This window comes from Neorhizobium vignae, assembly GCF_000732195.1.
GTDB lineage: Bacteria > Pseudomonadota > Alphaproteobacteria > Rhizobiales > Rhizobiaceae > Neorhizobium > Neorhizobium vignae.
Window position 1 is genome coordinate 250,984 of record NZ_JNNU01000005.1, and the last position, 26,493, is coordinate 277,476.

The window sequence follows — 26,493 nt, forward strand, 5'->3', positions numbered from 1 at the left end:
ACTTTTGGGGAGATTTTTCGATGAGCATTTCGCTCAGGTTCTACAATACGCTGACCCGTGAAAAGACGGCGTTCGCGCCGATCGACCCCCAGAACGTACGCATGTATGTCTGCGGCCCGACAGTCTACGATTACGCCCATATCGGCAATGCCCGACCGGCCATCGTCTTCGACGTGCTCTTCCGGCTGCTCCGCCATGTCTATGGCGAGGCCCACGTCACCTATGCTCGCAACATCACCGACGTCGACGACAAGATCAATGCACGGGCGCTGCGCGACCATCCCGGCCTGCCTCTCAACGAGGCGATCCGCCTCGTCACCGAAAAGACCGAGAGGCAGTACCACCAGGACGTCGCCCTCCTCGGCAATCTGGAACCGACGATCGAGCCGCGTGCCACCGACACCATTGCCGAGATGATCGAGATCATCGAGAAGCTGATCGGCAACGGTCATGCCTATGTGGCAAAAGGGGAAGTGCTTTTCGATACCAAGTCGATGGCCGACTACGGCCAGCTTTCCAAGCGTCCGCTCGACGAACAGCAGGCCGGCGCCCGCGTCGCGGTCGATGCGCACAAGAAAAGCCCGAGCGATTTCGTGCTGTGGAAGCTCTCCTCCCACAACGAACCCGGCTGGGAAAGCCCCTGGGGCCGCGGCCGTCCGGGCTGGCATATCGAGTGCTCCGCGATGAGCCGGCGTTATCTCGGCGAAGTGTTCGACATCCATGGTGGCGGGCTGGACCTGATCTTCCCGCACCATGAGAACGAGATCGCCCAGTCGCGCTGCGCTCACGGCACGGAGGTGATGGCGAATGTCTGGATGCATAACGGCTTCGTGCAGGTCGAAGGCCGCAAGATGTCGAAGTCCGAGGGCAATTTCATCACCATCTATGACCTGCTGCACACCGAAAAATTCGGCGGCCGCAAATGGCCAGGCGAAGTGCTGCGGCTTGCCATGCTGATGACGCACTACCGCGAGCCGATCGACTTTTCGGTGAAGCGGCTGGAAGAGGCCGAACGCCTTCTCGCAAAGTGGCCGGCGGCGGAGGCTTCCGGTGCCGCGCCTTGCGATACGGTGATCAATGCGCTTGCCGACGACCTCAACACGGTCGCCGCCGTGCAGGCGCTGCACGCTCTGGCGCAGGAGGCCCATGGCGACCCGGACGCACTTGCGGTGTTTGCCGCCAGTGCGGCGTTTCTCGGCGTGCTGCCTGAGAAAACCGAGGTCGACGAGGCGCTGGCATCCGCCGTCGATGCGCTGGTCGCCCTGCGGCTCGAAATGCTCAAGACGAAAAATTTCGCCGAGGCCGACAAGATCCGCAACGAGCTGTCGGACAAGGGCATCCAGCTCAAGGACGGCAAGGACCCGGCGACGGGCGAGAGGGTGACGACCTGGGAGGTGAAGCGGTAAGCTTCACCTCTCCGACAAAGGCGAGGAGCAACGCGATGATCGATCACATGGGCATCAAGGTCGCGGATTTCGACCGGGCTAAGGCATTCTACGACGCAGCCTTCGCGCCGCTCGGCGCCTCGCTGCTTTACATGGTTCCGGCCGAGTATACGGGTGGGGTCAAGGTCGGCGGCTACGGGCGCGAGCGACCGATCTATTGGCTGCATGAGGATAAGCCGGTCCCCGGCCATTCCCAGCACGTCGCGTTTACCGCCAACAGCCGCGCCGAGGTTGACGCCTTCTACGAAGCCGCGATCACCGCGGGCGGCCGCGACAACGGTCCGCCCGGCCTGCGGACACATTACCACCCGAACTATTACGGCGCTTTCGTCTTCGACCCCGACGGCAACAATATCGAGGCGGTGTGTCATAGCCCGGAGGGTGCATGATAGTTGTGGAGCGGTAGGATGGCTATGACCGAACCCGACGCCTGGAAAAGGATGGCTGGATGGTGCTGCCCTTCTGGAACGACGACGTTCTCAAAGACATCGATAATGTCTGCCTGCACATTTTGACGGTCGCGGAACGTACGTAGGAGGTTGAAATGGCTGAGGAATGCCGCGTACCACTTCTGCGGGACGATAGTGGCCAATACGTAGTGATTCCATTGGAGTTTGAACTATCCTGCGATGACGCGATCATGCGCAAGGAAGGCGATCGGCTCATCGTCGAGCCGGCGACAGCTGGAAAGACGATGGTGTCATCGACCCGGCTTGAGGAGGAAGACAGCCCATGACCCAGATCCACACCGGCGGGTGCCAGTGCGGCGCCGTGAGATACCGGGCGGAAGGAGCCCTCGGGTTTCCGCATCTGTGCCATTGTCGCATGTGCCAGAAGGCGGCGGGCAATTACTTCATGCCGCTCGGCGGGGTGACGCATGAAAATTTCACGCTGACGCGCGGCGAGCCGGCGTGGTTCCGGTCGTCGGAAACCGTGCGGCGCGGGTTCTGTGAGAAATGCGGCACGCCGCTCTTTTATGACGGGTCGAGCGATCATATGAGCATCACGCTCGGTTCGCTCGACGATCCGCAATCGGTCAAGCCGGAGCTGCAGACCAATCTTGCCCATAAGATGTCCTGGTTCGGCGAGCTCGACCACCTGCAGCACGACGTCGGCATGGACATGACCGAGGAACAGGAAAAGACTGTCTCGGCCAGCAGCAACCAGCACCCCGACCACGACACCGAGGTCTGGCCTCGAGGCAATCGACATGCGGAGGGGCAATCATGAACGATACCATCCGAACCGGCGGCTGCCAGTGCGGCGCGATCCGCTTCCGGCTTGAAGGCGAGCCGTTCGATTCCTCGGTCTGCCATTGCCGAATGTGCCAAAAGGCCTTCGGCGCCTATTACGCGCCGCTGGTGGCGACTGGCGAGGCGAAGCTCACCTGGACGCGCGGCGAACTGAAATATTTCCAGTCATCGAACCACGTCCGGCGCGGCTTCTGCGGAAATTGCGGCACGCCGATGACCTACGAGGCGGCGGACGGGGTCGCGATCTCCGCCGGCAGCTTCGACGACCCTGCCCTGCTGCCACCGGTCGTGCAGTTCGGCGTCGAGGGCAAACTTCCCTTCGTCGACCGGCTGTCCGAATTGCCGGCGCGCCACACAATGGACGATATCGACACCGCCCCCTTCCTGGCCGATATCGTCTCCTACCAGCATCCCGACCACGACACCGAAACTTGGCCGCCGGAGAACGGTCCGCCAGAAAACCAGCCACCGGAGAACAAGCCATGAGCGAAACCCTTAGAACAGGCGGCTGCCAATGCGGCGCCGTGCGCTTCCGGATCCACGGCGAACTCGGCCGCGCCTCGATCTGCCATTGCCGCATGTGCCAGAAGGCCTTCGGCGGTTTTTTCGGGCCGCTCGTCTCGGCCCCGAAGGACGGCGTCGAATGGACCCGCGGCGAGCCGAAATATTTCCAGTCCTCCGTCAATATCGACCGCGGCTTCTGTGCGGATTGCGGCACGCCGCTCACCTACCGTTATCCCGGCGGGCTTGAACTGGCGATCGGCGCCTTCGACGACCGCAGCGACCTCGCCCCGAAGATCCAGGTGAACTATGCCTCGCATATCCCGTGGGTGACGACGATCTTCGACCAGCCGGTGCGCGACTCAGGCGAGGACGCCGTCAAGCAGGAGCAGATCATCTCCTTCCAGCATCCCGATCACGATACCGAAAACTGGCCGGCAAAGGGTCTCCATCTATGACCGAAGTTCTGCGTACCCTCTATCCCGAGATCGAACCCTATGCGACAGGGCAGCTCGATGTCGGCGACGGCCATGTGATCTATTGGGAACGGGTCGGCAAGCCGGGCGCCAAGCCGGCCGTCTTCCTGCATGGCGGCCCCGGCGGCGGCTGCAATCCGAACCAGCGCCGGCTCTTTGACCCGGACCTCTACGACGTGGTGCTGTTCGACCAGCGCGGCTGCGGTCGCTCCACGCCACACGCAAGCCTCGAGGCCAACACGACCTGGCACCTGGTCGCCGATATCGAGCGGCTGCGCGAAATGGTCGGCGTCGACAAATGGCAGGTGTTCGGCGGCTCCTGGGGTTCGACCCTGGCGCTCGCCTATGCGGAGACCCATCCGGAGCGCGTCAGCGAACTTCTGGTGCGCGGCATCTACACCGTCACCCGGCCGGAACTCGACTGGTACTACCAGTTCGGCGTCTCGGAAATGTTCCCGGACAAGTGGGAGGCCTTCGTCGCCCCCATTCCGGAAACCGAGCGCCACGAAATGATGGCCGCCTATCACCGCCGCCTCACCGGCACCGACAAGGCCGAGCAGATCCGCTGCGCCAAGGCCTGGAGCGTCTGGGAGGGCTCGACGATCACGCTTCTGCCGAACCCGGAATTGGCGTCGGACCACGACGACGACCATTTCGCGCTCGCATTCTCGCGCATCGAGAACCACTTCTTCATGAATGCCGGCTGGCTGGAAGATGGGCAACTCCTGCGCGACGCGGTGAAGCTCAAGGGCATTCCCGGCGTCATCGTGCACGGCCGCTACGACATGCCCTGCCCGCTGAAATATGCCTGGCAGCTTTCAAAGGTCTGGACGGACGCAGATTTCCACATCATCGAAGGTGCGGGACATGCGGTCTCGGAACCTGGGATTACCGACCAGTTGATCCGCGCGACGGACCGGTTTGCGGGGAAGGTTTAGAACCGTACTTCCGTCATCCTCGGGCTTGACCCGAGGATCCATCTCTTCGGTCGGCGGGTCGCCTCCATTAAACCCGTGAGCTTGGCCTTGGATCCTCGGGTCAAGCCCGAGGATGACGGGCCTAGAATTAGAACCACCGCTCCAGGAGGAGCACCCATGACACGCGAACGCATCTATCTCTTCGACACCACGCTGCGCGACGGGCAACAAACCCCCGGCGTCGATTTTTCCGTCGAGGACAAGATCGCCATTTCCAACCTCCTCGACGAATTCGGCCTCGATTACGTCGAGGGCGGTTATCCCGGCGCCAACCCCACCGACACCGCCTTTTTCTCGCAGAAGCGGACGTCGAGATCCAAATTCGTCGCCTTCGGCATGACCAAGCGGGCCGGCATTTCCGCCTCCAACGATCCCGGCCTCGCCGTGCTGCTGCAGGCGAAAAGCGACGCCACCTGTTTCGTCGCGAAAAGCTGGGATTATCACGTGCGCGTCGCGCTCGGCTGTTCGAACGAGGAGAACCTCGAATCCATCCGCGACAGCGTCGAGGCCGCCCGCGGCGCGGGCAAGGAGCCACTCGTCGATTGCGAACATTTCTTCGACGGCTACAAGGCGAACCCGGAATATGCGCTTGCCTGCGCCAGGACGGCCTATGAGGCCGGTGCGCGCTGGGTGGTTCTCTGCGACACCAATGGCGGCACACAGCCGGGCGAGATCCGCGCCATCGTCGAGGCCGTCATCGCGTCGGGCATTCCGGGCGCTTCGCTCGGAATCCATGCCCATGACGATACCGGCCAGGCGGTCGCCAATTCGCTCGCCGCGATCGAGGCGGGCTGTCGGCAGATCCAGGGGACGCTCAACGGCATCGGCGAACGCTGCGGCAACGCCAACCTCGTGACGATCATCGCGACGCTCGCCCTGAAGGACGCTTACTCCAGCCGGTTCGAGACGGCGATCGATGCGGAGCGGCTGACCGGGCTGACCCGCCTCAGCCACGCCTTCGACGAGCTGCTCAACCGTTCGCCGAATCACCAGAGCCCTTACGTCGGCGCGTCTGCCTTCGCCACAAAGGCCGGCATCCATGCTTCGGCGCTGCTGAAGGACCCGCGCACCTACGAACACGTGACGCCGGAGAGCGTCGGCAACCTGCGCAAGGTTATGGTGTCCGACCAGGGCGGCAAGTCGAACTTCATCAACGCGCTGAAGCGCCGCGGCATCGAGGTCGGCAAGGACGATCCGAAGCTCGACCAGCTGATCTCGATCGTCAAGGAACGCGAGGCGACCGGTTATGCCTACGAGGGCGCCGACGCGAGCTTCGAGCTGCTCGCCCGCCGCACGCTCGGCACCATTCCGGAGTTCTTCGCGGTCGAAGGTTTCCGAGTGATGGTCGAGCGCCGGTTCGACAGCCATGGCCGCATCAAGATCGTTTCCGAAGCGGTGGTCAAACTCGTCGTCGACGGCCAGACGCTGATGTCGGTCGCCGAAGGCGACGGCCCGGTCAACGCGCTCGACCGGGCGCTGCGCAAGGATTTCGGCAAGTACCAGCACGAGATCGACGACCTGGTGCTCGCCGACTTCAAGGTGCGTATCCTCAACGGCGGCACCGAGGCGATCACCCGCGTGCTGATCGAATCGACCGACGGCGATGGTGTGCGCTGGTGGACGGTCGGCGTCTCCGAAAACATCATCGACGCCTCGTTCCAGGCGCTGATGGATTCGGTCATCTACAAGCTGATGAAGAACCGGGAGCTGGCGGGGAAGATCGCGGCCGAATAAGGTTTGCAAAACGCTGCGGCTCGATCGGCCCGGTTAGACCATCATATGGGGGGCGCGGGTCGATCGTTCCTCGACTTCGGCGGCATGCTGGGCTAATGCTCCGGTATAGCGACGAATAGCCAGAGGTTTTGGTCGAGCCAAGAACCGGCACCTTTGCACCCCGATCTGCGGCTCCTCCCTGGAGGAGCGCAATCGCAACCTGCGGAAAGCCTGCCCATGACGGCGTCCCCGAATTTTCGTACCGAACGTTGACCGGCTCCAACCTGCCCTCCTCGCTCGAACTGCTTGGCTGGTCCGATTTCTTTGCGGCTCAGGTCGAGCCGGACGAAACGGAACTCCTGGTCCGGCGTATTGCCTCGGTTCATCGGGCGCGCATCGATGCGATCGACATCAGCGGACCGGTCGGGATCGATCTTCCGCCCAATAGCAATACCGCGGATTTTGCGGTCGGCGACTGGGTTCTTGCCGACCCGCTGACCGGCATGTTCGTGCGCCGTCTCGAACGGAAAACCGTGTTTCAACGGCGTGCCGAAGGCGGGCATGGCCAGCAGCTTGCAGCGGCCAATGTCGATACGCTGTTCATCGTCACCTCGTGCAATGCCGATTTCAATCCCGGACGGCTGGAGCGCTACCTGATCATGGCCAACCAGGCCGCGACCAATCCGGTGATCGTGCTGACCAAGGCCGACACGGTCGAAGATGCCAGCCTGTTCGAACAACAGGCCAAGGCGCTGCAGCGCGACCTGCCGGTGGTCGTCCTGAACGCGCGGTCCGACGATGCGGTTTCTCTCCTGGAGCCCTGGTGCGGCGTCGGGCAGACCGTAGCCCTGGTCGGCTCCTCCGGCGTCGGAAAGTCGACGCTGGTAAACACCCTGGCCGGGCCCGCGTCCGACACGATGCAGAAGACCGGAAGCATCCGCGAACGTGATGCAAAGGGCCGTCACACCACCACGGCACGCTCGCTGCATGCGATTGCCGGCGGCGGCTGGGTGATCGACACGCCGGGCATCAGAACGCTCTATGTCAGCGACGTCACCGACGGCATCGATACGCTGTTTGCGGAAATCACCGATCTGGCGCCGAATTGCCGGTTTCGCGATTGCACCCACGCCCACGAACCGGGATGCGCCGTGCAGGCAGCCGTTGCCAAGGGCGAGCTTTCCGCCGATCGCCTGGAACGCTGGCGCAGCCTGCTTGCGGAAAACCGCGACAGAACGCCGGTGCTGAGCGGGCCACGGGGCAACAAGATCGTCCGCAAGAAGAAATACTGAAGATTTCGCGCGAATACCGTCCCTGCCGGGGGTAACAGGCGGCCCCGAATGCCGTGGCGCCGATCCGGGCCATTGTCTTTCAGGGGCTTTCGTACCATATAGACGGCACATTGAGGCAGCCGCTCGCGGTTATGACGCAGCAGCGCCTGGCAACCAACCCCCTCACTATCCATTAATCCAAGAGGCTTCGGCATCCTGCCGGAGCATCGAGATCGGAGACGTCCCATGTCTGACAAGAAAGCAAACACCTCGGACCAGCCTTACGAACCCATCCCCTTTGCCAAAAAGCATCGCATATCGGTTGAGGATGCGAAGGCCATTATCGAAAAGTACGGCGCAGACCGGAAGTCGGCCGACAAGGAAGCACGGCGCGTCGCCGTCTAACCCTGTTCACCTCTAAGACAACTGAAAGAACCGGAGACTGAGTGGATGCCGCACCCGGCTATTGAACCTTCAGTCCCAGTTCCGCCAGGATATCTCCGGCCTGCTGCCGGGAGATCGTCGCGCCCTTGAACTTCCTGGCGTCGATCAGCTTCAGGCCGCCGAGATCCGCGCCGCGCAGATCGGCCCCTTCGAACCTGGCATCGACGAGGCCCGTGTCACGCAGGCTGCAGCCGTCGAACACGACGTCGCGAAAATCGCATTTCGATAGATCGGCCATGCCGAAATCGACCCGCTCGATCCGGGATTTCCGGAACGACAGTGCGGGAAGCCTCGCCTGCGCCAGGATGGTCTCCTTGAACGACAGGCCGAGCGAGGTGATCCGCGTCAGGTTGGCACCCGTCAGCTTGCAGCCGACGAACCGACTGTCGTTCATTTTGGCTTCCAGGAAAGCGGCGTTGTTAAAGTCGCAATTCCGGAACTCCACCTCCGCGAGGTTGGCGCCCGTAAAATTGGCGAACGGTCCACGGCACCCGTCGAACTTCGCTCCTTCGAGGTCGGCGGCCCGCAGATTGACGGTCGTCATCCTGCAGTTTCTGAATTCCCAGCGCTGAAGATCAAGCCCCGACAGGTCCGCTTCCTCCAGCGAGCAACCCTTCAGGATCACAGTGCTTCCGGCGGCTGTAAAGCCAAGCACGTCCGCGCGTCCGATCCGCTGTTCGGAAACCTCGATGGGATCCTGCTCCGCCATGACATTCGCCTCCGCCGACAGTTGCTCGGGTGATTGATCAGAGATTCGGGTTGGAAACAACCGCTGGGACGGGAGGGGGACGGCACAGCAGACCCTCAATGATCTCACCCTTGGCAGGGCGATTATTTACGGGACGTGAGCGGTGCGGCATCCCTAACCCCTCCCCCTTGTGGGGCTCCTCGCACCGCCCCCTCACACCTCCTCAAAACTCAGTCCCCAATCCTCCTCGCCGTACCATTCATCGCCCTGTGGCGGCTGCCGCCAGCGCAGGCTGCGGACCTGATAGCCGCGGCGGGAGCGGAAGGCCTCCGCCAGCCCCTCGTGACGACCCGGCGGAGGTGGCTGCTGCCCTTCCGCCCAGACGAAGGAGACCGGCTGCAGGAACCTGGCGCCAAAACCCAACGCTCGTCGGTCGATCATCAGGAAGCCCGCGGAACGGGTAAAGCCGCTCGCCCGGCCGTGGTCGGTCGCCGGGAAGCCGAGCGGGAAGAGCGTGCGCCCCGAGACCGCCAGATTGTCGATCCAGGCGGCCGGCGGGTGGTCGAGCGCGAAATTGGCGTAGATCACGTCTGCATCCTGCTTCGGCCATTCGGTCGCGTCGCCGCGGACGAGCTCGACATTCGCGTAACCCGCTAGGTTCTGCCGCGCCTTGTCCGCGAGAGCCTCGTCGTATTCGACGGCGATCACCCGGCCGGACGGCCCCACCAGTTCGGCGATGATGGCCGTGTAATACCCGGTCCCCGCACCAAGATGGGCGACCGTCTCGCCGTCGCGGATGCCGAGCGTGTGCAAGGCTCCGGCATGCAGCGACGGCATGCCGTTGTTGACGCCGCGCGCCGTATCCAGCCCGACCAGCACATCCTGGTAGAGCACCAGCGGGTCGGTCGAGGCGAGCTCGCGATAATTGCGGAAATCGTTGTAGACCCACGGCGCCGGGCCGACGAATTGTTCGCGGGGCACCTTGGCGAACGCAGCGAAAAGGCGCGCGTCCGCACTCACGCCGGCCTTCGCCAGGATCTGGCGGGCGTAGATCTGCCGGTGCAACGGCTGGTTTTCGAAATCCATCCAACTCCTCCGTTCTGACAAGGGCTCACTATCGCAAGCCAAGCCGACAGAATCGCGACAAACGATAGGTTCTTCAACGAAATGAATTGGTCCGGCCCGGCCACTTCGTCTAGACCGAAGAACAACCAGAACAACATACCGGAAACACCCCCAATGACCACCGACATCGCCCCGGCGCCAGTGAAGAACGAAGACACGCCCCGCGGCTTCGCCTTCGGGCTGACGGCCTATTTCCTCTGGGGCTTCCTGCCGTTCTACCTGAAGGCGGTTGCCCATATTCCCTCGCTCGAAGTGCTGGCGCACCGGGCGATCTGGTCGGTGCCGGTCGCGGGGATCATTCTCCTGGTCCTGCGCCGCACCGGCGATCTCAAGGTGGCGGTGCAGAACCCGCGCATGCTGGCGATGGCATGCCTGACCGCCCTGATCATCATGGCGAACTGGGGCATCTATGTGTGGGCGGTCGCCGCCGGGCGGGCGCTCGATGCGGCGCTCGGTTATTTCATCAATCCGCTGTTCAGCATCTTCCTGGCGGCGGTCCTACTCAAGGAAAGGCTGGCGCCTGTTCAGCTCGCCGCGATCGGCCTTGTGGTGGTGGCGGTGGCGATCCTCACCTATGACGCGGGCGGATTGCCGTGGGTTTCTCTGGCGCTCACCGTGACCTGGGGGTTCTACGCGCTGTTCCGGAAAACCCTGCCGATCGGCCCGAACCAGGGCTTCTTCCTGGAGGTGCTTCTGATCAGCATTCCCTGCCTGCCCTATGTCATCTGGCTGGAATCGACCGGCCAGGGCCATCTCCTCAATTCGACCGGCTGGGACACGTTCATCCTGATGGCCGCCGGCATCGTCACCGCCGCACCGCTGATGATCTACGCCAACGGCGCAAAACTCCTGAAGCTCTCGACCATCGGCATCATGCAATATATCGCGCCGACAATGATCTTCCTGATCGCGGTCTTCGCCTTCCACGAGCCGCTCAGCCCCGTGAAGCTCGGGGCCTTCATTCTGATCTGGACGGCGCTGGCAATCTATACCTGGTCGCTTCTGAAGCAGGCGCGCGGCCGATAGGCCTTTCCCGGAGCATTCCCATGAAAATCAGCGATATCCCGTTCGGCACCACCGACTGGAGCGCCATTCCCAAGACGGAGCACAAGGGTGACACGGGGCTGGCAACATGGCAGACCTGCCATTTCGGCGGGATCAGGGTGCGGATGGTCGAATATAGCCCGGGCTATCTCGCCGACCACTGGTGCGTCAAAGGCCATATCCTGCTGTGCCTCGAAGGCGAGTTGAGGACCGAACTCGCCGACGGCCGGATCTTCGTGCTTACGCCCGGCATGAGTTACCAGGTGGCCGACGATGCCGAGCCGCACCGCTCCTCGACATCGGTCGGCGCAAAACTCTTCATCGTCGACTAGGGCTCAAGCGCCGGCGCTCAGAGCCTCGAGATCACCTCGCCCTCGCCGCTCGACGGCGGGCGCTCCTCACCCTGTTCCAGGATCGCCGGAACGATGTCCTCGACATCGGCGATGACCAGCGGCTGGACCAGATGGGCACGGTGGATAAAACCCTGTTCGCGCATGTGGGTGATGAGGTCGAGCATCGGATCCCAGAAACCGCCTATATTGGCGAACACCATCGGCTTCTCATGCCGTCCGAGCTGCGCCCAGGTCATGATCTCGACGATCTCCTCCAGCGTGCCGATACCGCCCGGCAGGGTCACGAAAGCGTCAGCGCGCTCGAACATCTTGTGCTTGCGCGCATGCATGTCCTCGGTCACAATCAACTCGTCGAGCTGGCCGAGCGAATGGCGCGTGGCCTCCATGTCGACCAGGAATTCTGGAATGATGCCGGTGACCTGACCGCCGTTCGACAGAACGCCGGCCGCGACCGCACCCATGATGCCCTTGGTGCCTCCGCCATAGACAAGCCGAAGCCCATGGGCGGCGATGGATTTTCCGAGCGCACGGCCGGCTGCAATATAGGCGGGATCGCGTCCCGGCTGCGAGCCGCAGTAAACGCAGATGGATCGAATCGGCACAGTTTTCTCCGCAACGCATTTCAAGTGGAGGGCCAAACCGAGCCCCGGTCGTCAAAATTGACGGGAAATGCCCGGAAGAGCAAGGGTTTATCGTGTGAAAAGCTTGTGAATGCGGGAGGAAAAGGTTAATCCGAATATGCGATGGCTATAGCTGTCGGGAGAGGCATTGATGATGAAAAACCGCGCCGGCTGGCTGGCTCTGATCGTATTGGCTATAGCATCGCTGCTGATGGTGTTCTTGGTAATGCCTGCGATAAACAAGGATTCCAAGCCGATCGGCGACGCGATCAATGCCGCAGGCAATGCCGTCAAGGACGCGGTGACGGAACCGCAGCCGACGGCCAGAGCGCCCGATGCCGCAAAGCCGGCCGACCAGGCAACTGCCACGGCGCCGCAGACGACTCCCCCCGCAGCAGGCCAGACCACGCCTCAGGCCGCGGGAATGACGCCGCCCTCCTTCGACGTGCTGCGCGTCGAGCCGGACGGATCGACCGTGATCGCCGGCCGCGCCGCCCCCCATTCCAAGCTCGAAGTCAGCGATGGCGCCGCAATTGTCGCCAAGGTCGATGTCGGGCCGACCGGTGATTTCGCGGCCATCCTCGACAAGCCGCTGCCGCCCGGCGACCACCAGCTCGTGCTCAAGGCGATCGGCAAGGATGGCAAGACCATCCTCTCGGAAGAAACGGCGACCGTCTCGGTGCCCGCCGACAAGAACGGCAAGCTGCTCGCCATGGTCACCAAGCCCGGCAAGGCAAGCCGCCTGATCGCTACGCCGACCCCGGAGGTCGCAACTTCGTCTGGCGCGAGCGCTGCGCAGCCGGCGGCCCAGGCCGCGGCAGCTTCGCCCGCGACCAATCCTGCTCCGGCCAGCCCCGCGCTTGCCGCTCCCTCGGCCGCGCCATCGGCCAATACATCCGTTGCCCTGCCGGCGCCGCCGTCCGGTTCGTCCAATCTCGCGTCTTCCGCGCCGAGCATACCGGTCTCGACGCCCGCCTCTCCGGCGGCGACATCCGCTGCGCCTGAGCTGCGCATCACCGCTGTCGAAATCGAGGGCAACAAGATCTTCGTCGCCGGCAACACCAAGGCCGGTACCATGCTGCGCGGCCAGGCCGACGGCCGGCCGATCGGCACCGCCCAGGCGGGCCAGGACGGCAGTTTCGTGATCGAAGGGGCGATCGACCTTGCCGTCGGCGACCACCGGATCGGCGTCGAGGTTGTCGGGGCCGGCGGACAGGCTCTGGTCCGGGTCGAAGTGCCCTTCAACCGCCCGGCCGGCGACCAGGTCGCTGCCGTCGCAGCGCCGCAGGCCGCCAATAACGGCATGTCGGCAGCCGATAGCGGCGCCTTCGACAAGCTGCGCAACGAAACGGTACGCGCCTTCAACCTGCTGCGCGGGCTTTACGACGACGGCCGGGTACCCTCCGCGGAACAGATGGCAGCCGCCCGCTCCGCCACCTCGATCGCCCTGAAATCACTCTCCGAATACCGGCTGCCGGCCGATGCGGCCGGCTCCACCCGGGTGCTTGCCGAAACCACTGTCCAGAACGCCGCGGCGGCGGTTGCCGCGCTCGACGCACTTCCCAAGGATGTCGCAAGCGTCGGCGCCGGCCTGAAGCGGATCGGCGAAATGATCGCCCGCGCCGTCGGCCCGACCATCGCCCGCGAACTGCACGGCGTCCAGGTCTCCCCAGCCGCCCCGATGACGGTCACCGATGCCAGCGGCACCCGTACCATCCAGCAGGAACCGTTGACCCAGAGCGAACGCAGCTCCGTGATCATCCGCCGCGGCGACACGCTCTGGCAGATCTCCCGGCGCGTCTACGGCCAGGGTGTGCGCTACACGACGATCTACCTCGCCAACGAAGACCAGATCCGCAACCCCGACGTCATCCAGCCCGGCCAGATCTTTGGCGTGCCGGACGCGGCGCGGCCCGACGCTGAGGAACTCCATCGCCAGCGGATGATACAGCGCCGGTCGTAAGGGGCTGCGAGGCGCTTTCCCGGCTTACGGGGTGGGTTAGAAGATCCCTTCCCGGCCTGCCGGCCACCCTCCCCACAAGGGGGAGGGAAACCCAGCAGCGATGTCGCGCAACCACGCGTCAATGTCCGCCTATTCGCCGGTCTGTTGAGAGATGAGTGCTTCACTGAACAACGAGCGCTTCGTCGGAGAACGATCAGCGTCCGGCATATCTCCCTCCCCCTTGTGGGGAGGGTGGCCGCAGGCCGTGAGGGGTTTTGCCGGGGATAATTTCATCTGGTTAGAAAAAACGCATCCAGCCCCCCCAACCCCTTAGCCATATTCATTTCCCCGTCCATCCCGTCTGTCCGAAACCGCCGCCATCTCAATTCCACCGTCCCAAATGCCTTTGGGCGGCCAATGGCCGCGCCGGATCCGGTTCGGCCAGCTTCGCGCAGGTTAGGAGGAATACCGCGGTGATCAGGCGGCGTGCTCGCATATTATCTCCGGCTCTGATCCATGCCGCACGGACAGGAGAAAAAATGGTTTCCAGCATTAATTCCATTCGGACTTGGTCCTCTCAGGCGGCCCTCAATGCATTCAATGATGTCTCCAACAACAGGGCGCCCGGCAACTCGGCGCCGGGCTCGTCCTCCTCGTCGCTTGCCGACGTGCTGTTTTCCAGCGGCGGTGACGACGACTATGAGGACGACAGGATCGCGGCGCTGATTGCCTCGCTGCAGCAGACCATGAACAGCAACGCCCCGGACACCGCAAACGACGGATCGGTCGGTGACATGTCCAGCAAGGCGTTCATGAAGGCGCTGCAGGCAAAGCTGGACGCGCTGAAGGCGAGCCCGGACAGCAAGGCGATGGCCGAGGCTATGCAGAAGGCGCTCGATGCCCGCACGCTGAAGATGACCGACGCGGTCGCTGGCAACCAGATCACCGCCTGGGATATTACCGACGGCAAGCAGACCTCGGCCGGTGTTACCTCCGTCGACAAATCGGACTGGACCCAGTTCCTCAAGGACCGCCTGACGCGGGACGAAAGCGGCAAGTTCGTGCGCAACGCCGACGGCAGCTATATCGAGAAGGCGACCGGGGCCAGCTCCTATTTCGGCATGGTCGGCGAGGCCTATTACTACATTTCCTGGGCCGCGTCGGCAGCCACCAAGCCGGCCGCGGGCCTCACGCCCGCCTCCTCCACCAATACCAAGTAAGGCGATCAGCCAGGGCGGGTAACATCCCGCCCCGCGTTGCTCCATTCCGCGGCCGCCTTGAACTTTCACGAAACCTCATCGCATCCGCCGCCGGACCTTATGTGCGGGAGGCATTTTAACGCGCCCTTTCCAGGGGGCCTCGTTTATGGAAATGTCCCTGATCCGCCTGTCGGCATCGTCTCCCGGTTCGCACGGGGGATGGACGCAGGTCGTCGGCTCCCGGCCCTTGGCCCCGCTGCGGGCAGCGGCTGGTGCGAGGGGCAATTCCATACCCGGCAGCCCTCACGCCCTCCGGAGACATCGATGGCGAATACCAAGAAAACCATTTCGGCGGATGCCAGCAATCCGCTCGGCACCCCTATCAACCTGTGGGACCTGGTCGAGTTCGCCGACGGCAGAGCCTGAACCTCCACCAAAGCCGGCGTCCAAGCAGGCTTCGCATTGCCGTTCCTGGGCGCTTGAATTTGCAGTTAAAGCAATGGCACGACTGGACATTGACACGGGTGAGCATGTATCAGTCTGCTATTCTTACAACCTATGAGCACAATGATGAGCCTCTTCAGGCGTACTCTTCTGGCCGCCGCGTTATTGCCAGCCATCGCCCAAGCAGCCGACTGCCCGTCGTCCAAGACGGCAAAGAACGGCTTCGTCCTCGGACGGCTTGAAGCGCTGAGCGAATTTCGCAAAGCCAAAGGACCACTTGTTCAGGTAATCACCTCTTTCGGTGGGCCGGACAAGCAGGTCGTTTATTCGTTCGAGGGGCTGTTCGATCTTTCCCGTGAGGATCGAAAAGAAAAGTATGCAAGATATCCTCTATCGGATCTGAGCAACATCCTTCCCCTTAAGAAGGGCGATCGTCACACCATCAATTTCGTGCCCTTTGATGCGAAGAGATCGGCGGATGACTGGGTTCTGGAACTCACCGTTACTGCAGAGGAGACCGTCAGCGTCGGTCGCTGCAAATACGACGTGTTTCGTGTAAAACAGGAAACAAAGCAGAACGGCAAGACGACCGAAAACCTGAGCGTGCTTTATTCACCCGATCTTCACGTGACCCTTGCCAAGATCTATGACGAAGGCACCGGCAACCAGGCCATAGTCACCTACGAGCATATCAGACCTTTGGCGCGTTGAGAGGATGCCGCCTTAGGCCAGCACCAAAAAGGCGGGCCCTCCCCCACGAGGTGCCGCTTCGGGCATCTTTCATCAAACCGTCATTGCAACATTCCGCGCCGGACCTTATGTGCCGGGTGGCGTTTCGACGCGCCCGCTCCGGAGACATTGATGGCGAATAACAAGAAGACCATTTCGGCGGATGCCAGCAATCCGCTCGGCACGCTCGTCAACCTGTGGCCCTATATGTGGCCGGAAGGGCGCGCCGATCTGAAGGCCCGCGTCGTCTGGGCGACCTTCTACCTCTTCCTCGCCAAGTTCGTGCTCCTGACCGTGCCCTATTTCTTCAAATGGGCGACGGACGCGCTGAACGGCAAGCTGGATATGGCAGGCCTCCTGCCCGCCTTCCTGCTCGGCGCCGTGGTGCTGGTCATCGCGCTCAATTTCACCCGCATCCTGCAGGTGGGACTGAACCAGCTTCGCGACGCGCTGTTTGCCTCCGTCGGCCAATACGCGGTGCGCCAGCTCGCCTACCGCACCTTCGTGCATATGCACCAGCTGTCGCTGCGCTTCCACCTTGAACGCAAGACCGGCGGCCTGTCGCGGATCATCGAGCGCGGCACCAAGGGCATCGAGACGATCGTCCGCTTCACCATTCTCAACACCGTACCGACTCTGCTCGAATTCCTGCTGACGGCCATCATCTTCTGGGTCAGCTACGGCTTCTGGTACGTTCTCGTCACCGCCGTCACGGTGGCGCTCTATATCTGGTTCACGGTGAAGGCCAGCGACTGGCGCATCTCCATCCGCCGCTCGATGAACGACAGCGACACCGACGCCAATACCAAGGCGATCGATTCGCTCCTCAATTTCGAGACGGTCAAATATTTCGGCAACGAGGAGATGGAAGCCAAGCGCTTCGACAGCTCCATGGCGCGTTACGAAAAGGCGGCGACCGACGTCTGGACCTCGCTCGGCTGGCTGAACTTCGGCCAGGGCGTGATCTTCGGCCTCGGCACGACCGTGATGATGGTGATGTCGGCGCTGGCCGTACAGCGCGGCGAGCAGACGATCGGCGATTTCGTGTTCGTCAACGCGCTGCTGCTGCAGCTTTCCGTACCGCTCAACTTCATCGGTTTCGTCTACCGCGAAATCCGCCAGGGCCTGACCGATATCGAGCAGATGTTCGAACTGCTGGAAGTGCAGCCCGAGGTCGTCGACCGGCCGGATGCGAAGCCCCTCGACATCGCGCAAGGCACGATTTCCTTCAAGGACGTGCATTTTTCCTACGATCCGGCCCGGCCCATCCTGAAGGGCGTCTCCTTCGACGTGCCGGCCGGCAAGACGGTGGCGATCGTCGGCCCTTCGGGCGCCGGCAAATCGACCATTTCCCGCCTGCTCTACCGGTTCTACGACATCCAGGACGGCTCGATCACCATCGACGGGCAGGACGTGCGCGACATCACGCAGCATTCGCTGCGCGCGGCGATCGGCATGGTGCCGCAGGATACCGTCCTGTTCAACGACACAATCGCCTACAACATCCGCTACGGCCGGCCAACGGCCAGCGAAGAAGAGGTGCTGGCCGCCGCTGAAGTGGCACAGATCGGCCATTTCATCAGCGCCCTGCCCGACGGTTTCGACACCAAGGTCGGCGAACGGGGCCTGAAGCTTTCGGGCGGCGAGAAGCAGCGCGTGGCGATTGCCCGCACCGTCCTCAAAGCCCCGCCGATCCTGATCCTCGACGAGGCGACTTCGGCGCTCGACACCACGACCGAGCACGAGATCCAGTCGGCGCTCGACGTGGTCTCGAAGAACCGCACGACGCTGGTGATCGCCCACCGGCTTTCGACCGTCATCGGCGCCGACGAGATCATCGTCCTGCGCGACGGGCTGATCGCCGAACGCGGCACGCACAGTTCACTGCTCGAACAGAACGGGCTCTATGCCTCGATGTGGAACCGCCAGCGCGAGGCGGTGCAGGCCGAGGAGCAGCTGCGCAAGGTGCGCGAGAGCGACGATCTCGGCGTGGTGCTGCGCGGCGTGCCGGCGGCGGAATAGGCCGGCGGCGGAACGAACTCCAGGACAAGACAGATCTCAACGTGAAACGCTACCTCACTCCCCGCATGCTCCTCCTTGGCAGCATTGCCATCGCCTATATGCTGGTGCTGGTCTTCTTCGGCTCGCCGCTGCTCGCCTTTACCACCTGGATGGGCTGGGTCGATCCTCAGGCGGCGCGGTAAGCGGACGCACTGTTCACAGGGCGGCGACTGTTCGTATCGCGGTTGAGATGCCATCTAATGTGTAACTTCAGACACAGTAAATTCACGGTGGTAACGCAATGAAAAAGATCGGCTTTCTTTCCTTCGGGCACTGGACGCCCTCGACGCAGTCGCAGGCGCGGTCGGCATCCGATGTCCTCCTGCAATCCATTGATCTCGCGGTGGCCGCCGAAGAACTCGGTGCCGATGGCGCCTATTTCCGTGTCCACCATTTTGCCCGGCAGCTTGCCTCGCCCTTCCCGCTGCTTGCCGCCGTCGGCGCCCGCACGAAGCGGATCGAGATCGGCACCGCCGTCATCGACATGCGGTATGAAAACCCGCTCTACATGGCGGAAGACGCCGGTGCCGCCGACCTGATTGCCGGCGGCCGCCTGCAGCTCGGTATCAGCCGCGGCTCGCCGGAACAGGTGATCGACGGGTTCCGCTATTTCGGCTACCAGCCGGCGGAAGGCGAGACCGACGCCGAGATGGGCCGGCGCCATGCGGAAGTTTTTTTCGACGTGCTGCGCGGCGAAGGTTTCGCCAAGCCCAATCCGCGGCCGATGTTCCCGAACCCGCCCGGCCTGCTGCGCCTGGAGCCGCATTCCGCGGGCTTGCGCGACCGCATCTGGTGGGGTTCCAGCTCCAACGCAACTGCCGTCTGGGCCGCCAAGCTCGGCATGAACCTGCAGAGCTCGACGCTCAAGACCGATGAGAGCGGCAAGCCGTTCCACATCCAGCAGGCCGAGCAGATCCGCATCTATCGCGAAGCCTGGAAGGAAGCCGGCCACGCCCATGAACCGCGCGTCTCCGTCAGCCGCAGCATTTTTGCGCTGATGAACGACACGGACCGCGCCTATTTCGGCGGCAGCGGCGACAGCCAGGACCAGATCGGCAATATCGACCCGCAGACCCAGGCGATCTTCGGCCGCTCCTATGCCGCGGAGCCGGACAGGCTGATCGACCAGTTGAAGGCCGACGAGGCGATTGCCGAGGCGGATACGCTGCTGCTCACCGTGCCGAACCAGCTCGGCGTCGACTACAACGCCCATGTGCTGGAGAGCATCCTGAAGCATGTGGCGCCGGGGCTGGGGTGGCGGTAGAGCAACCCGCATCCGGAAAATGCGGGAGCAGAACGCTCGACGATTGCGCCTTGCGGGATGTCAATGAAACCGCAGACGGGTAGTTGTGGGACCAGGCTCGGATGAGCCGGGTTGCCTCGGCGATCACTTTGCCATGTCGTGCCAGGCCGTGTGTCCGGTTAGCCGGTGCATGCCGGCGCTATATTCATCTTCCGAGGTCGACCAGCGCAGGCGGGCATATTCTTCGACATCCGGACCAACCTGGTAGCGAAGGCGATCAGTCGGGTCGACGGCGGCGGCGTAGATCGCCTCGACCACCGACTGCTCCTCCGTCGAGGCGAAGGGGTAGTTCATCATCGACTGCAGCATGTGGTCGAAATAGGGCTTGTAGCTTTCCGGCACCGGTGCTGCCTGCGAAGCCGCCATGCCGGTGGCAGTGAAATTGGTGCTGCGCATCGCGCCGGGCTGGATCAGCCGGACCTTGATGTTCTGCGACGACAGTTCGTAGGAGAGCGATTCCGAGAGGCCTTCGACAGCCTGTTTCGAGGCGCTGTAGAGCGACAGCAGCGGCATGGCCGCGATGCCGACCCCCGAGCCGACATTGATGACCGTGCCGCCGCCGCGCCGGCGCAAATGCGCCAGGGCCGCCCGGATGACATTCATCATGCCGAAGACATTGGTCTCGAAGATATGGCGGATGGCCTCCGCCGGTGTTGCCTCGAAGATCGAGACCATCGTGACACCCGCGTTGTTGACGACCGCGTCGAGACCGCCGAAGCGCTCGACGCCGGCCTGTATGGCGGCCTCTATGCTCGCCGGATCGGCGACGTCGAGGGCTGCGACCAGAATGCGGTCGGGATACTGATTGGCAAGTTCCGGCTCGGGCCTGCGCATCGTCGCAACAACGTTCCAGCCCTCTTCCGCGAAATGGCGGGCGGTCATCTTTCCGAGGCCCGACGAGCAGCCGGTGATGAGAATAGTCTTGGTCATGTGCTTGGCTCCAAATTGCTGATGAGCGCTCACTAGCTCGGCCAAGCGGAACACTCTATAATAGAAACTCCGTTATTCATTATGGATCGTCCCGATGGATGCTCTTGCCGACCTCATCAAGCTGCTTCGCCCCGCCACCGTTCTGCTCGGCAGCATGTCGGCCAGGGGACGGTGGGGCGTTCGCGTTCCGGAACAGCCGGGACCGACCTTCTACTTCGTCACGGAGGGCCGCTGCTGGTTCAGGACCAATGACGCCGAACCCGTCGAGCTCGAGGAGGGCGATTATCTCCTCTCAGCAAAGCCGCTTTCCGACTCGTTCCTGAGCGAAATCAATGCGCAGACCGAACTGTCGGACGATGCCTTCAAGGCCCGCCACACCGTGGATGGGGAAATCCGGGTCGGCTATGAGGGATCGGGGCCGGTGACACGCGTTCTCGGCGGGCTCATCCAATGCGATCCCGCCAATGCCGACCTGCTGATCGGATTGCTGCCGCGCCTCGTCCATGTGCCGGCCACCGAGAAGACGGCCGCACGGTTGCGGGCGCTGGTCTCGATCATCCTGGAGGAGGCCGCCGACAGCCGGCCCGGGCGCGAGGCTGTCCTCTGCCGCCTGATCGAGGTGATGCTGATCGAGACCCTGCGGCGCGAGGCGGCCTGGGCGCCGCATGCGGGCCTGCTGGGAGGACTTGCCGATCCGCAGCTCGCCCAAGCGCTCGGCCATATCCATGCCGATGTCGCCCGCGGCTGGACGGTCGGCGAACTGGCAAGACGGGTCGGCATGTCGCGCTCGGTCTTCGCCCGCCGTTTTTCCGAGACCGTCGGCGTCGCGCCGGTCGAATATCTGCTCAGCTGGCGGATGGCGTTGGCGAAAGACGTGCTGCTGCGCGGCCGCGGCTCGCTGGAGGAGATCGCCGAGACGGTCGGCTACAAGTCAGCCAGCGCCTTCAGCACTGCCTTCAGCCACCGGGTCGGCTGTCCGCCGAGCGAATACGCATTGCATCTGCAGGCCGGGCGGAAATGAGGATCGGCATTTTTTCCGGCATATCCGCGCTGCGGTTGCGGCGATACGGAACCGCATTGCCGCAAAAACGGTTTCGCTGTAGTCAGATGGCACTGACATACGGGAGAAAACGTTGATCAACCTCTTCGACACCATCCGCAACACGCTCGTGCCGATCCATAAGGAAGGTTACATCTTCGTCGCCGCCTTCTTCATCGCCTCGCTGATCCTCGGTTATATCGCCGAGCCGCTGTTCTGGATCGGCCTGGTGCTGACTTTGTGGTGCGCCTACTTCTTCCGCGATCCGGAACGGGCGGTGCCGCAGGACGACGACCTCATCCTCAGCCCTGCCGACGGCCGCATCAGCCATGTCGCCATGGTCGTGCCGCCCACCGAGCTGCAGCTGGGCTCGGAACCCATGCTGCGCATCTCGGTGTTCATGAACGTGTTCGACTGCCACATCAACCGCTCGCCGGTGCGCGGCCAGGTGTCGCGCATCGAATACCGCCCCGGCCAGTTCATCAATGCCGAACTCGACAAGGCTTCCGAGGACAACGAGCGCAACGGCCTCGTCATCGAAACCCGCCACGGCAAGGTCGGCGTCGTGCAGATCGCCGGCCTGGTGGCGCGGCGCATCGTCTGCTGGGTGAAGCCGAGCGAACCGGTCAATGCCGGAGAGCGATTCGGCCTGATCCGCTTCGGCTCGCGGCTCGACGTCTTCGTGCCGGCCGGCGGCCAGGCGCGCGTGACCGTCGGCCAGCTCGCCATCGGCGGCGAAACCGTGCTTGCGGAATTCGGCTCGACCAAGGGCCCGATCATCAGCCGCCGCACGTAAAGGGAAGACAAAGCCTCATGGAGACGCCCGCCTCGCCACCCTCTTCCCAGCCCCCCTCTTCGCAGGGCGAGTTTCACCGGGAGCCTCATCGCCCCAACGACGAGGCCCGCGGGCCTCGCCTGCGCGAAATCCCGCTCCGGCTGCTGGTGCCGAACCTCATCACCGTGCTTGCCATCTGCGCCGGCCTGACCGGGATAAGGCTCGCTTTCGAGGGGCGTTACGAGCTGGCCGTCGCCATGGTGCTGCTGGCCGCCTTCCTCGACGGCATTGACGGGCGCGTTGCACGGCTCCTGAAGGCCACCTCGAAATTCGGCGTGCAGATGGATTCGCTTGCCGACATCATCAATTTCGGCGTGGCGCCGGCATTGGTCTCCTACGCCTTCCTGCTCGATCAGGCACATTCGATGGGCTGGATCGCAGCCCTGCTTTATGCGATCGCGGCCGGCCTGCGCCTCGCGCGGTTCAACGTGATGGAAGACCGAAATATCAAGGCCGACTGGCAATCGGAATTCTTCGTCGGCGTGCCGGCGCCGATGGGCGCCATGCTGGTGCTGCTGCCGGTCTATCTCGGCTTCCTCGGGCTCGAGGCCACGCCGATCTTCGTTTATGCGAGCGTCGCCTATACGCTGCTGATCGGCTACCTGCTGGTCTCCCGCCTGCCGGTCTGGTCCGGCAAGTCGAGCCGCATCCGCCGCGACCTGATGCTGCCGATCATGCTCGGCGTGGTGCTCTATGTGGCGCTGCTGATGAGCTATACGTGGGAAGTGCTGTCGATCACCGTCGTCGGATACCTCCTCGTCCTGCCGTTCAGCGCGCGTGCCTGGCATCGCCGCTACGGCACGATCACCATCGAGGATGAAAGTGCGAACGTCTGAGGGCAGGCGCACTCGGTAAGTTGCAACTTCCGCGCAACAGTTTCCCGCAAGATGACAGTTCTACGAATACCGGGCGGCAGTGCCGGCTTGCCGGCCACGATTCCGCCCGCTTTTATGGGAAAAGCCGCGATCGCAAAATGCAAACAAGAGATTCGCGTGTTGAGGAGACAGCCATGAGCACCGAGAAGAAGATTGAATCCAAACCGGAAATGACCACGCCCTATCGTCCCCTGGGCTTGAAGGCCGTAGTTGCCGCCGCCCTGATGCTGAACCGCAAGCCGAAGCTTACCCCTGCCGGCTGATTTAGGTCTTAAGGACCAGGCGAACCCGGCCGGTCATTCGCCGCTGAGAAAACTCCACAGCAGCCCCAGCGCGAGAAGGCTCATGACGATGCCGATGACGACATCCAGCACCCGCCAGGCGGCGGGTCTGGCAAACAGGGGCGCCAGAAAACGGGCGCCGTAGCCGAGCCCGAAGAACCAGACGAACGAGGCTATCACCGCACCGGCGCCATAGGCCACCCGTTCAGCCCCTTCGAAGGCCGCAGACAGGCTGCCGAGCAGCACGACCGTATCCAGATAGACATGCGGATTGAGGAAGGTGAAGGCCAGGCAGGTCAGAACAGCCGCCTTCAGCCCCATCGGCTCCGGCGCGCCGGCGACCATCGCGGCCGGTTTGACCGCCCGGCGGAAGGCCATGAAGGCATAAAGCCCGAGAAACACCGCGCCGCCCAGCGTGACCGCCAAGATCAGCACCGGGGATTGCGAGACGACCGTGCCGAGCCCGCCAACGCCGGCTGCGATCAGCGTCGCATCCGACAGGGCGCAGATCAGGCAGAGGATGAAGACATGGGACCGGATAAGCCCCTGGCGCAGGATGAAGGCGTTCTGGGCGCCGATTGCGATGATCAGCGAAGCCCCGAGTGCGAGGCCGGAAAGTCCGGCGGAAAGCAGGTTCATGGGATTGTCCGTCTCAAGGAAGAAAGCCGAAGGATCAGAAAAGCGACATCTGGGTGGAGTCGGGTTTCGGCTTCTTCGGCGGCTCCTCTTCCGGCGGGGCGACCGCGACTGGCTTCTGCAGGTCCGGCCCCATGTTGGCGACCTTGTTGACGAGGTCGGAGACCGGCAGCGCCTCAAAGAAATCCTCCTGCACCGGCCGCATCAGGTCGGCCACTGCGCGCGGTTCCTGCGTCCTGCAGTCGAGCCAGCGGGAAAAGTCCTCCGGCTCGATGACGACCGGCATGCGGTCGTGGATGTGGCGGATGCCGCCGCTTGCCGCCGTGGTCATGATCGCGGCGGTATCGACTTCGGAACCGTCGGCAGAGGACCACGTCTCCATCAGGCCGGCAAAGGCGATGACGCCGCCGCGCTTCGGGCGGATCCAGTAGGCCTGCGGCTTGACGCCGCTTTCCTTCGGCGGCCGGCGCCATTCGTAAAAGCCGGTGGCGGGGATCAGAATGCGGCGATGGCGCATGGCGGCACGGAAGGAGGCCTTGCCGATCGCCGTCTCCGAGCGCGCGTTGATCAGCAGCGGAAACTCCTTCATGTCCTTCACCCAGCCGGGGATCAGGCCCCAGCGCGCGAGGAAGGCACGGCGCTCCGGCAGGTTGCTGCCCGGCTCACGCTTTTCCGACGACATGACGACGAGGATCGGCTGGGTCGGCGCGATATTGTAGCGGGCCGGGAAATCATCGAGATCCGCCAGGCTGAAGAATTCCGAAATATCCTTGGGAGTCGCCGTCAGGGCGTAGCGTCCGCACATGCGAACTATGTGGCATCGGGCTTGGGAAGGGTCAAGCTTCGATCAGGTGCTGATCTCACGCGCTTCTGGGGCCGAATAGGATGATTGCGCCGCCGACCAGGCACACCGTGACGCCGAGAATGTCCCAGCGGTCCGGCACCCGGGCTTCGACAGCCCAGAGCCAGAGGATCGAGGCGAGGATATAGATGGCGCCGTAGGCCGCATAGGTACGTCCCGCCGCCTCGCTCGGCACCAGCGCCAGCAGCCAGGCGAAGACGACCAGCGATATTATGCCCGGCGCCAGCCACCAGACAGGCTTTTCCAGCCTGAGCCAAGCCCAGAAGGCGAAACAGCCAGCGATCTCGGCAAGCGCGGCGACGGCGTAGAGGGTGTAGGTTTTCATCAATTGCCTATTCGAAATCGTGCAGTTTCACATCCTGCGCCCCATGCATGACCCGGAGAATCACGATCCGGTCGGGATAGGACCGGTAGTAGATGCAGCGCTGCCGATAGGGGAAACCGCGAAGCCCGGTGAAATATGGTCGCGCGGCGAGCCGGTGAAATCAGACTCGGCGATCAGGCGATCCTTTCAGTGATGTCCGCCAGGAATTCCCGCGTAGAAGGGGCTGCTTTCTGCGATGAAGCGACGAATGCCGCGCAAGTCCTCACGTGCCAGAGGCGCGATGATGAGGCACTTGGGACTAATGGCCTTCTCCCTCGTTCATGACGTCGGCCAGCAGGTCGACACCCGAGGCATATTCCTTGCCGAGCCCCGCCTCGATTTGCGCATCCGCCGCACTGATCGCATGCCGGAGCGACTGAATGCGCATCTCATAGTCCGCAAGCATGCGGATACCTGCACGAACGGCTTCGGTCTCGGTGCCAAAGCGGCCTTTCTTGACGAGATCGGCCAAAAATGCCGTCATAGGCATCGCCGAGGGAGAATGTTTTCGCACGCGCCATGGCAAGCTCCGTTGCTTGAAGCATACGATGAAATACAATACTTTTACAATATCGGCTCGCCGCCCTGAAAGCCTTCGGGGATGTCACGATCCGGCCAATGGTTACGTCAACATGCCCCCTTCCCCCCAAGCCGCGTCCTCAGCCATTCTCGAACGGGACGGCCGGTTTCTGCTGATTCGCCGGATGAATCCGCCGTCGATGGATCTGTTTGCCTTTCCGGGTGGGCGGGCGGAGCCCGGCGAGACGCCGGACCAGACGGCAGTGCGGGAATTCCTGGAGGAGACGGGCATTCCGGTGCGCAATCCCGTCCTCTTCGCGACCTACGACCTGAAGAGCGAGAAAGAGGACAGGCGGCATTTCTTTCTGTCGGTCTTTCGGGTGGAGGCGGATGCGGATCTCGAAGCGACCGCCGCCGACGATGCGGCGGATGCGGGCTGGTATACGGTGGAGGAGATCCGCAGTCTGCCGGTTCCGGCAAGTGTGCTCGAATGCGCCGAGAGGCTGGCGGCGGAGATGAATGCCCGCTAAGACGAAAACAATCGCGCCCTCTCGAGACCCGTTC

At 63.2% G+C, this 26,493-nt stretch carries 31 protein-coding genes and 1 pseudogene; 24 read left to right on the forward strand and 8 right to left on the reverse strand.

Annotation, left to right across the window (positions count from 1 at the left end):
- Window positions 1-20 precede the first annotated feature (20 nt).
- The 11 genes and pseudogenes from cysS (at window position 21) to GQ59_RS32680 (ending at window position 8,041) form a co-directional block, all read left to right on the forward strand.
- Window positions 21-1,406: a cysteine--tRNA ligase gene (gene cysS, locus GQ59_RS10340; protein WP_037080817.1), complete on the forward strand. Its 1,386-nt coding sequence runs from the start codon at window positions 21-23 to the stop codon at window positions 1,404-1,406.
- A gap of 35 nt (window positions 1,407-1,441) precedes the next feature.
- Window positions 1,442-1,834, forward strand: a complete 393-nt coding sequence (locus GQ59_RS10345) for a VOC family protein (RefSeq protein ID WP_037080819.1) — start codon at window positions 1,442-1,444, stop codon at window positions 1,832-1,834.
- Between the two features lie 29 nt (window positions 1,835-1,863).
- Window positions 1,864-1,980: pseudogene (locus GQ59_RS31030) on the forward strand (DUF559 domain-containing protein); the annotation flags it as partial.
- 9 nt (window positions 1,981-1,989) lie between these two features.
- Complete coding sequence (locus tag GQ59_RS10350; RefSeq protein WP_051903894.1) at window positions 1,990-2,181, forward strand: AbrB/MazE/SpoVT family DNA-binding domain-containing protein; 192 nt, start codon at window positions 1,990-1,992, stop codon at window positions 2,179-2,181.
- Window positions 2,178-2,675 carry a GFA family protein gene (locus tag GQ59_RS10355; RefSeq protein ID WP_037080821.1) on the forward strand — a complete coding sequence of 166 codons (498 nt, stop codon included), beginning with the start codon at window positions 2,178-2,180 and terminating at the stop codon, window positions 2,673-2,675. The genes GQ59_RS10350 and GQ59_RS10355 overlap by 4 nt, the downstream gene beginning before the upstream one ends.
- Window positions 2,672-3,184, forward strand: a complete 513-nt coding sequence (locus tag GQ59_RS10360) for a GFA family protein (protein ID WP_037080823.1) — start codon at window positions 2,672-2,674, stop codon at window positions 3,182-3,184. The genes GQ59_RS10355 and GQ59_RS10360 overlap by 4 nt, the downstream gene beginning before the upstream one ends.
- Window positions 3,181-3,657, forward strand: a complete 477-nt coding sequence (locus tag GQ59_RS10365; protein WP_037080825.1) for a GFA family protein — start codon at window positions 3,181-3,183, stop codon at window positions 3,655-3,657. Before GQ59_RS10360 ends, GQ59_RS10365 begins: the two co-directional genes overlap by 4 nt.
- Window positions 3,654-4,613 (forward strand): prolyl aminopeptidase, encoded by a 960-nt coding sequence (gene pip / locus GQ59_RS10370; protein ID WP_037080827.1) that lies wholly within the window; start codon window positions 3,654-3,656, stop codon window positions 4,611-4,613. Before GQ59_RS10365 ends, pip begins: the two co-directional genes overlap by 4 nt.
- A gap of 156 nt (window positions 4,614-4,769) precedes the next feature.
- Window positions 4,770-6,386 carry a citramalate synthase gene (gene cimA / locus GQ59_RS10375; protein ID WP_037080830.1) on the forward strand — a complete coding sequence of 539 codons (1,617 nt, stop codon included), beginning with the start codon at window positions 4,770-4,772 and terminating at the stop codon, window positions 6,384-6,386.
- Between the two features lie 248 nt (window positions 6,387-6,634).
- On the forward strand, window positions 6,635-7,657 hold the full coding sequence (rsgA, locus tag GQ59_RS10380; RefSeq protein WP_037080832.1) for a ribosome small subunit-dependent GTPase A: 1,023 nt from the start codon (window positions 6,635-6,637) through the stop codon (window positions 7,655-7,657).
- 225 nt (window positions 7,658-7,882) lie between these two features.
- Window positions 7,883-8,041: a hypothetical protein gene (locus GQ59_RS32680; RefSeq protein WP_007775716.1), complete on the forward strand. Its 159-nt coding sequence runs from the start codon at window positions 7,883-7,885 to the stop codon at window positions 8,039-8,041.
- Window positions 8,042-8,099: 58 nt separating this feature from the next.
- Here the strand turns inward: GQ59_RS32680 and GQ59_RS10385 are convergent, their stop codons facing one another.
- Both GQ59_RS10385 and GQ59_RS10390 read right to left on the reverse strand, forming a co-directional pair.
- Window positions 8,100-8,789, reverse strand: a complete 690-nt coding sequence (locus tag GQ59_RS10385; protein ID WP_037080835.1) for a pentapeptide repeat-containing protein — start codon at window positions 8,787-8,789, stop codon at window positions 8,100-8,102.
- 192 nt (window positions 8,790-8,981) lie between these two features.
- Window positions 8,982-9,854 carry a protein-L-isoaspartate O-methyltransferase family protein gene (locus GQ59_RS10390; protein WP_037080837.1) on the reverse strand — a complete coding sequence of 291 codons (873 nt, stop codon included), beginning with the start codon at window positions 9,852-9,854 and terminating at the stop codon, window positions 8,982-8,984.
- Between the two features lie 153 nt (window positions 9,855-10,007).
- Between GQ59_RS10390 and rarD the strand changes: the two genes are divergently transcribed.
- Both rarD and GQ59_RS10400 read left to right on the forward strand, forming a co-directional pair.
- Entirely contained in the window at window positions 10,008-10,919 is a 912-nt protein-coding gene (gene rarD, locus GQ59_RS10395) for an EamA family transporter RarD (RefSeq protein WP_037080840.1), read from the forward strand.
- Window positions 10,920-10,939: 20 nt separating this feature from the next.
- The gene (locus GQ59_RS10400; RefSeq protein WP_037080842.1) at window positions 10,940-11,269 is read left to right on the forward strand and encodes a DHCW motif cupin fold protein; all 330 of its coding nucleotides are present in this window, start codon (window positions 10,940-10,942) and stop codon (window positions 11,267-11,269) included.
- 17 nt (window positions 11,270-11,286) lie between these two features.
- Here the strand turns inward: GQ59_RS10400 and GQ59_RS10405 are convergent, their stop codons facing one another.
- The gene (locus GQ59_RS10405; RefSeq protein ID WP_037080844.1) at window positions 11,287-11,916 is read right to left on the reverse strand and encodes an LOG family protein; all 630 of its coding nucleotides are present in this window, start codon (window positions 11,914-11,916) and stop codon (window positions 11,287-11,289) included.
- 145 nt (window positions 11,917-12,061) lie between these two features.
- Here GQ59_RS10405 and GQ59_RS10410 point away from each other — a divergent pair, with 145 nt between their 5' ends.
- The 6 genes from GQ59_RS10410 to GQ59_RS10430 all read left to right on the forward strand — a co-directional run bounded on the left by GQ59_RS10410 (window position 12,062) and on the right by GQ59_RS10430 (window position 19,549).
- The gene (locus GQ59_RS10410) at window positions 12,062-13,873 is read left to right on the forward strand and encodes a LysM peptidoglycan-binding domain-containing protein (protein WP_051903895.1); all 1,812 of its coding nucleotides are present in this window, start codon (window positions 12,062-12,064) and stop codon (window positions 13,871-13,873) included.
- Window positions 13,874-14,391: 518 nt separating this feature from the next.
- A complete protein-coding gene (locus GQ59_RS10415) occupies window positions 14,392-15,072 on the forward strand; it encodes a hypothetical protein (RefSeq protein WP_037080846.1) in 681 nt (226 codons plus the stop codon).
- Between the two features lie 549 nt (window positions 15,073-15,621).
- Window positions 15,622-16,206 carry a PH domain-containing protein gene (locus GQ59_RS10420; RefSeq protein ID WP_051903896.1) on the forward strand — a complete coding sequence of 195 codons (585 nt, stop codon included), beginning with the start codon at window positions 15,622-15,624 and terminating at the stop codon, window positions 16,204-16,206.
- A gap of 150 nt (window positions 16,207-16,356) precedes the next feature.
- Complete coding sequence (locus GQ59_RS10425; RefSeq protein ID WP_037080851.1) at window positions 16,357-18,246, forward strand: ABCB family ABC transporter ATP-binding protein/permease; 1,890 nt, start codon at window positions 16,357-16,359, stop codon at window positions 18,244-18,246.
- Between the two features lie 41 nt (window positions 18,247-18,287).
- On the forward strand, window positions 18,288-18,428 hold the full coding sequence (locus GQ59_RS32325) for a hypothetical protein (protein WP_156376347.1): 141 nt from the start codon (window positions 18,288-18,290) through the stop codon (window positions 18,426-18,428).
- Between the two features lie 98 nt (window positions 18,429-18,526).
- Window positions 18,527-19,549, forward strand: a complete 1,023-nt coding sequence (locus tag GQ59_RS10430) for an LLM class flavin-dependent oxidoreductase (RefSeq protein WP_037080853.1) — start codon at window positions 18,527-18,529, stop codon at window positions 19,547-19,549.
- Between the two features lie 123 nt (window positions 19,550-19,672).
- Here GQ59_RS10430 and GQ59_RS10435 read toward each other — a convergent pair whose 3' ends face one another.
- A complete protein-coding gene (locus tag GQ59_RS10435; RefSeq protein WP_037080855.1) occupies window positions 19,673-20,518 on the reverse strand; it encodes an SDR family oxidoreductase in 846 nt (281 codons plus the stop codon).
- A 94-nt stretch (window positions 20,519-20,612) separates the two neighbouring features.
- Here GQ59_RS10435 and GQ59_RS10440 point away from each other — a divergent pair, with 94 nt between their 5' ends.
- The 4 genes from GQ59_RS10440 (at window position 20,613) to GQ59_RS33310 (ending at window position 23,530) form a co-directional block, all read left to right on the forward strand.
- Window positions 20,613-21,539, forward strand: coding sequence for an AraC family transcriptional regulator (locus tag GQ59_RS10440; protein ID WP_037080857.1), 927 nt, complete (start codon window positions 20,613-20,615; stop codon window positions 21,537-21,539).
- 115 nt (window positions 21,540-21,654) lie between these two features.
- Entirely contained in the window at window positions 21,655-22,353 is a 699-nt protein-coding gene (locus tag GQ59_RS10445; protein ID WP_037081144.1) for a phosphatidylserine decarboxylase, read from the forward strand.
- A 17-nt stretch (window positions 22,354-22,370) separates the two neighbouring features.
- Window positions 22,371-23,228: a CDP-alcohol phosphatidyltransferase family protein gene (locus tag GQ59_RS10450; RefSeq protein ID WP_037080860.1), complete on the forward strand. Its 858-nt coding sequence runs from the start codon at window positions 22,371-22,373 to the stop codon at window positions 23,226-23,228.
- A 173-nt stretch (window positions 23,229-23,401) separates the two neighbouring features.
- Window positions 23,402-23,530 carry a hypothetical protein gene (locus GQ59_RS33310; RefSeq protein WP_255759033.1) on the forward strand — a complete coding sequence of 43 codons (129 nt, stop codon included), beginning with the start codon at window positions 23,402-23,404 and terminating at the stop codon, window positions 23,528-23,530.
- A gap of 33 nt (window positions 23,531-23,563) precedes the next feature.
- Here GQ59_RS33310 and GQ59_RS10455 read toward each other — a convergent pair whose 3' ends face one another.
- The 4 genes from GQ59_RS10455 to GQ59_RS10470 all read right to left on the reverse strand — a co-directional run bounded on the left by GQ59_RS10455 (window position 23,564) and on the right by GQ59_RS10470 (window position 25,894).
- The gene (locus tag GQ59_RS10455; RefSeq protein ID WP_174459612.1) at window positions 23,564-24,181 is read right to left on the reverse strand and encodes a LysE/ArgO family amino acid transporter; all 618 of its coding nucleotides are present in this window, start codon (window positions 24,179-24,181) and stop codon (window positions 23,564-23,566) included.
- A gap of 40 nt (window positions 24,182-24,221) precedes the next feature.
- A complete protein-coding gene (locus tag GQ59_RS10460; RefSeq protein ID WP_037080864.1) occupies window positions 24,222-24,989 on the reverse strand; it encodes an SOS response-associated peptidase in 768 nt (255 codons plus the stop codon).
- A 55-nt stretch (window positions 24,990-25,044) separates the two neighbouring features.
- Window positions 25,045-25,371: a YnfA family protein gene (locus GQ59_RS10465; protein ID WP_037080866.1), complete on the reverse strand. Its 327-nt coding sequence runs from the start codon at window positions 25,369-25,371 to the stop codon at window positions 25,045-25,047.
- 298 nt (window positions 25,372-25,669) lie between these two features.
- Window positions 25,670-25,894 carry a ribbon-helix-helix domain-containing protein gene (locus GQ59_RS10470; RefSeq protein WP_244447945.1) on the reverse strand — a complete coding sequence of 75 codons (225 nt, stop codon included), beginning with the start codon at window positions 25,892-25,894 and terminating at the stop codon, window positions 25,670-25,672.
- Window positions 25,895-26,042: 148 nt separating this feature from the next.
- Between GQ59_RS10470 and GQ59_RS10475 the strand changes: the two genes are divergently transcribed.
- Complete coding sequence (locus tag GQ59_RS10475) at window positions 26,043-26,459, forward strand: NUDIX hydrolase (protein WP_037080869.1); 417 nt, start codon at window positions 26,043-26,045, stop codon at window positions 26,457-26,459.
- Window positions 26,460-26,493: the final 34 nt, after the last annotated feature.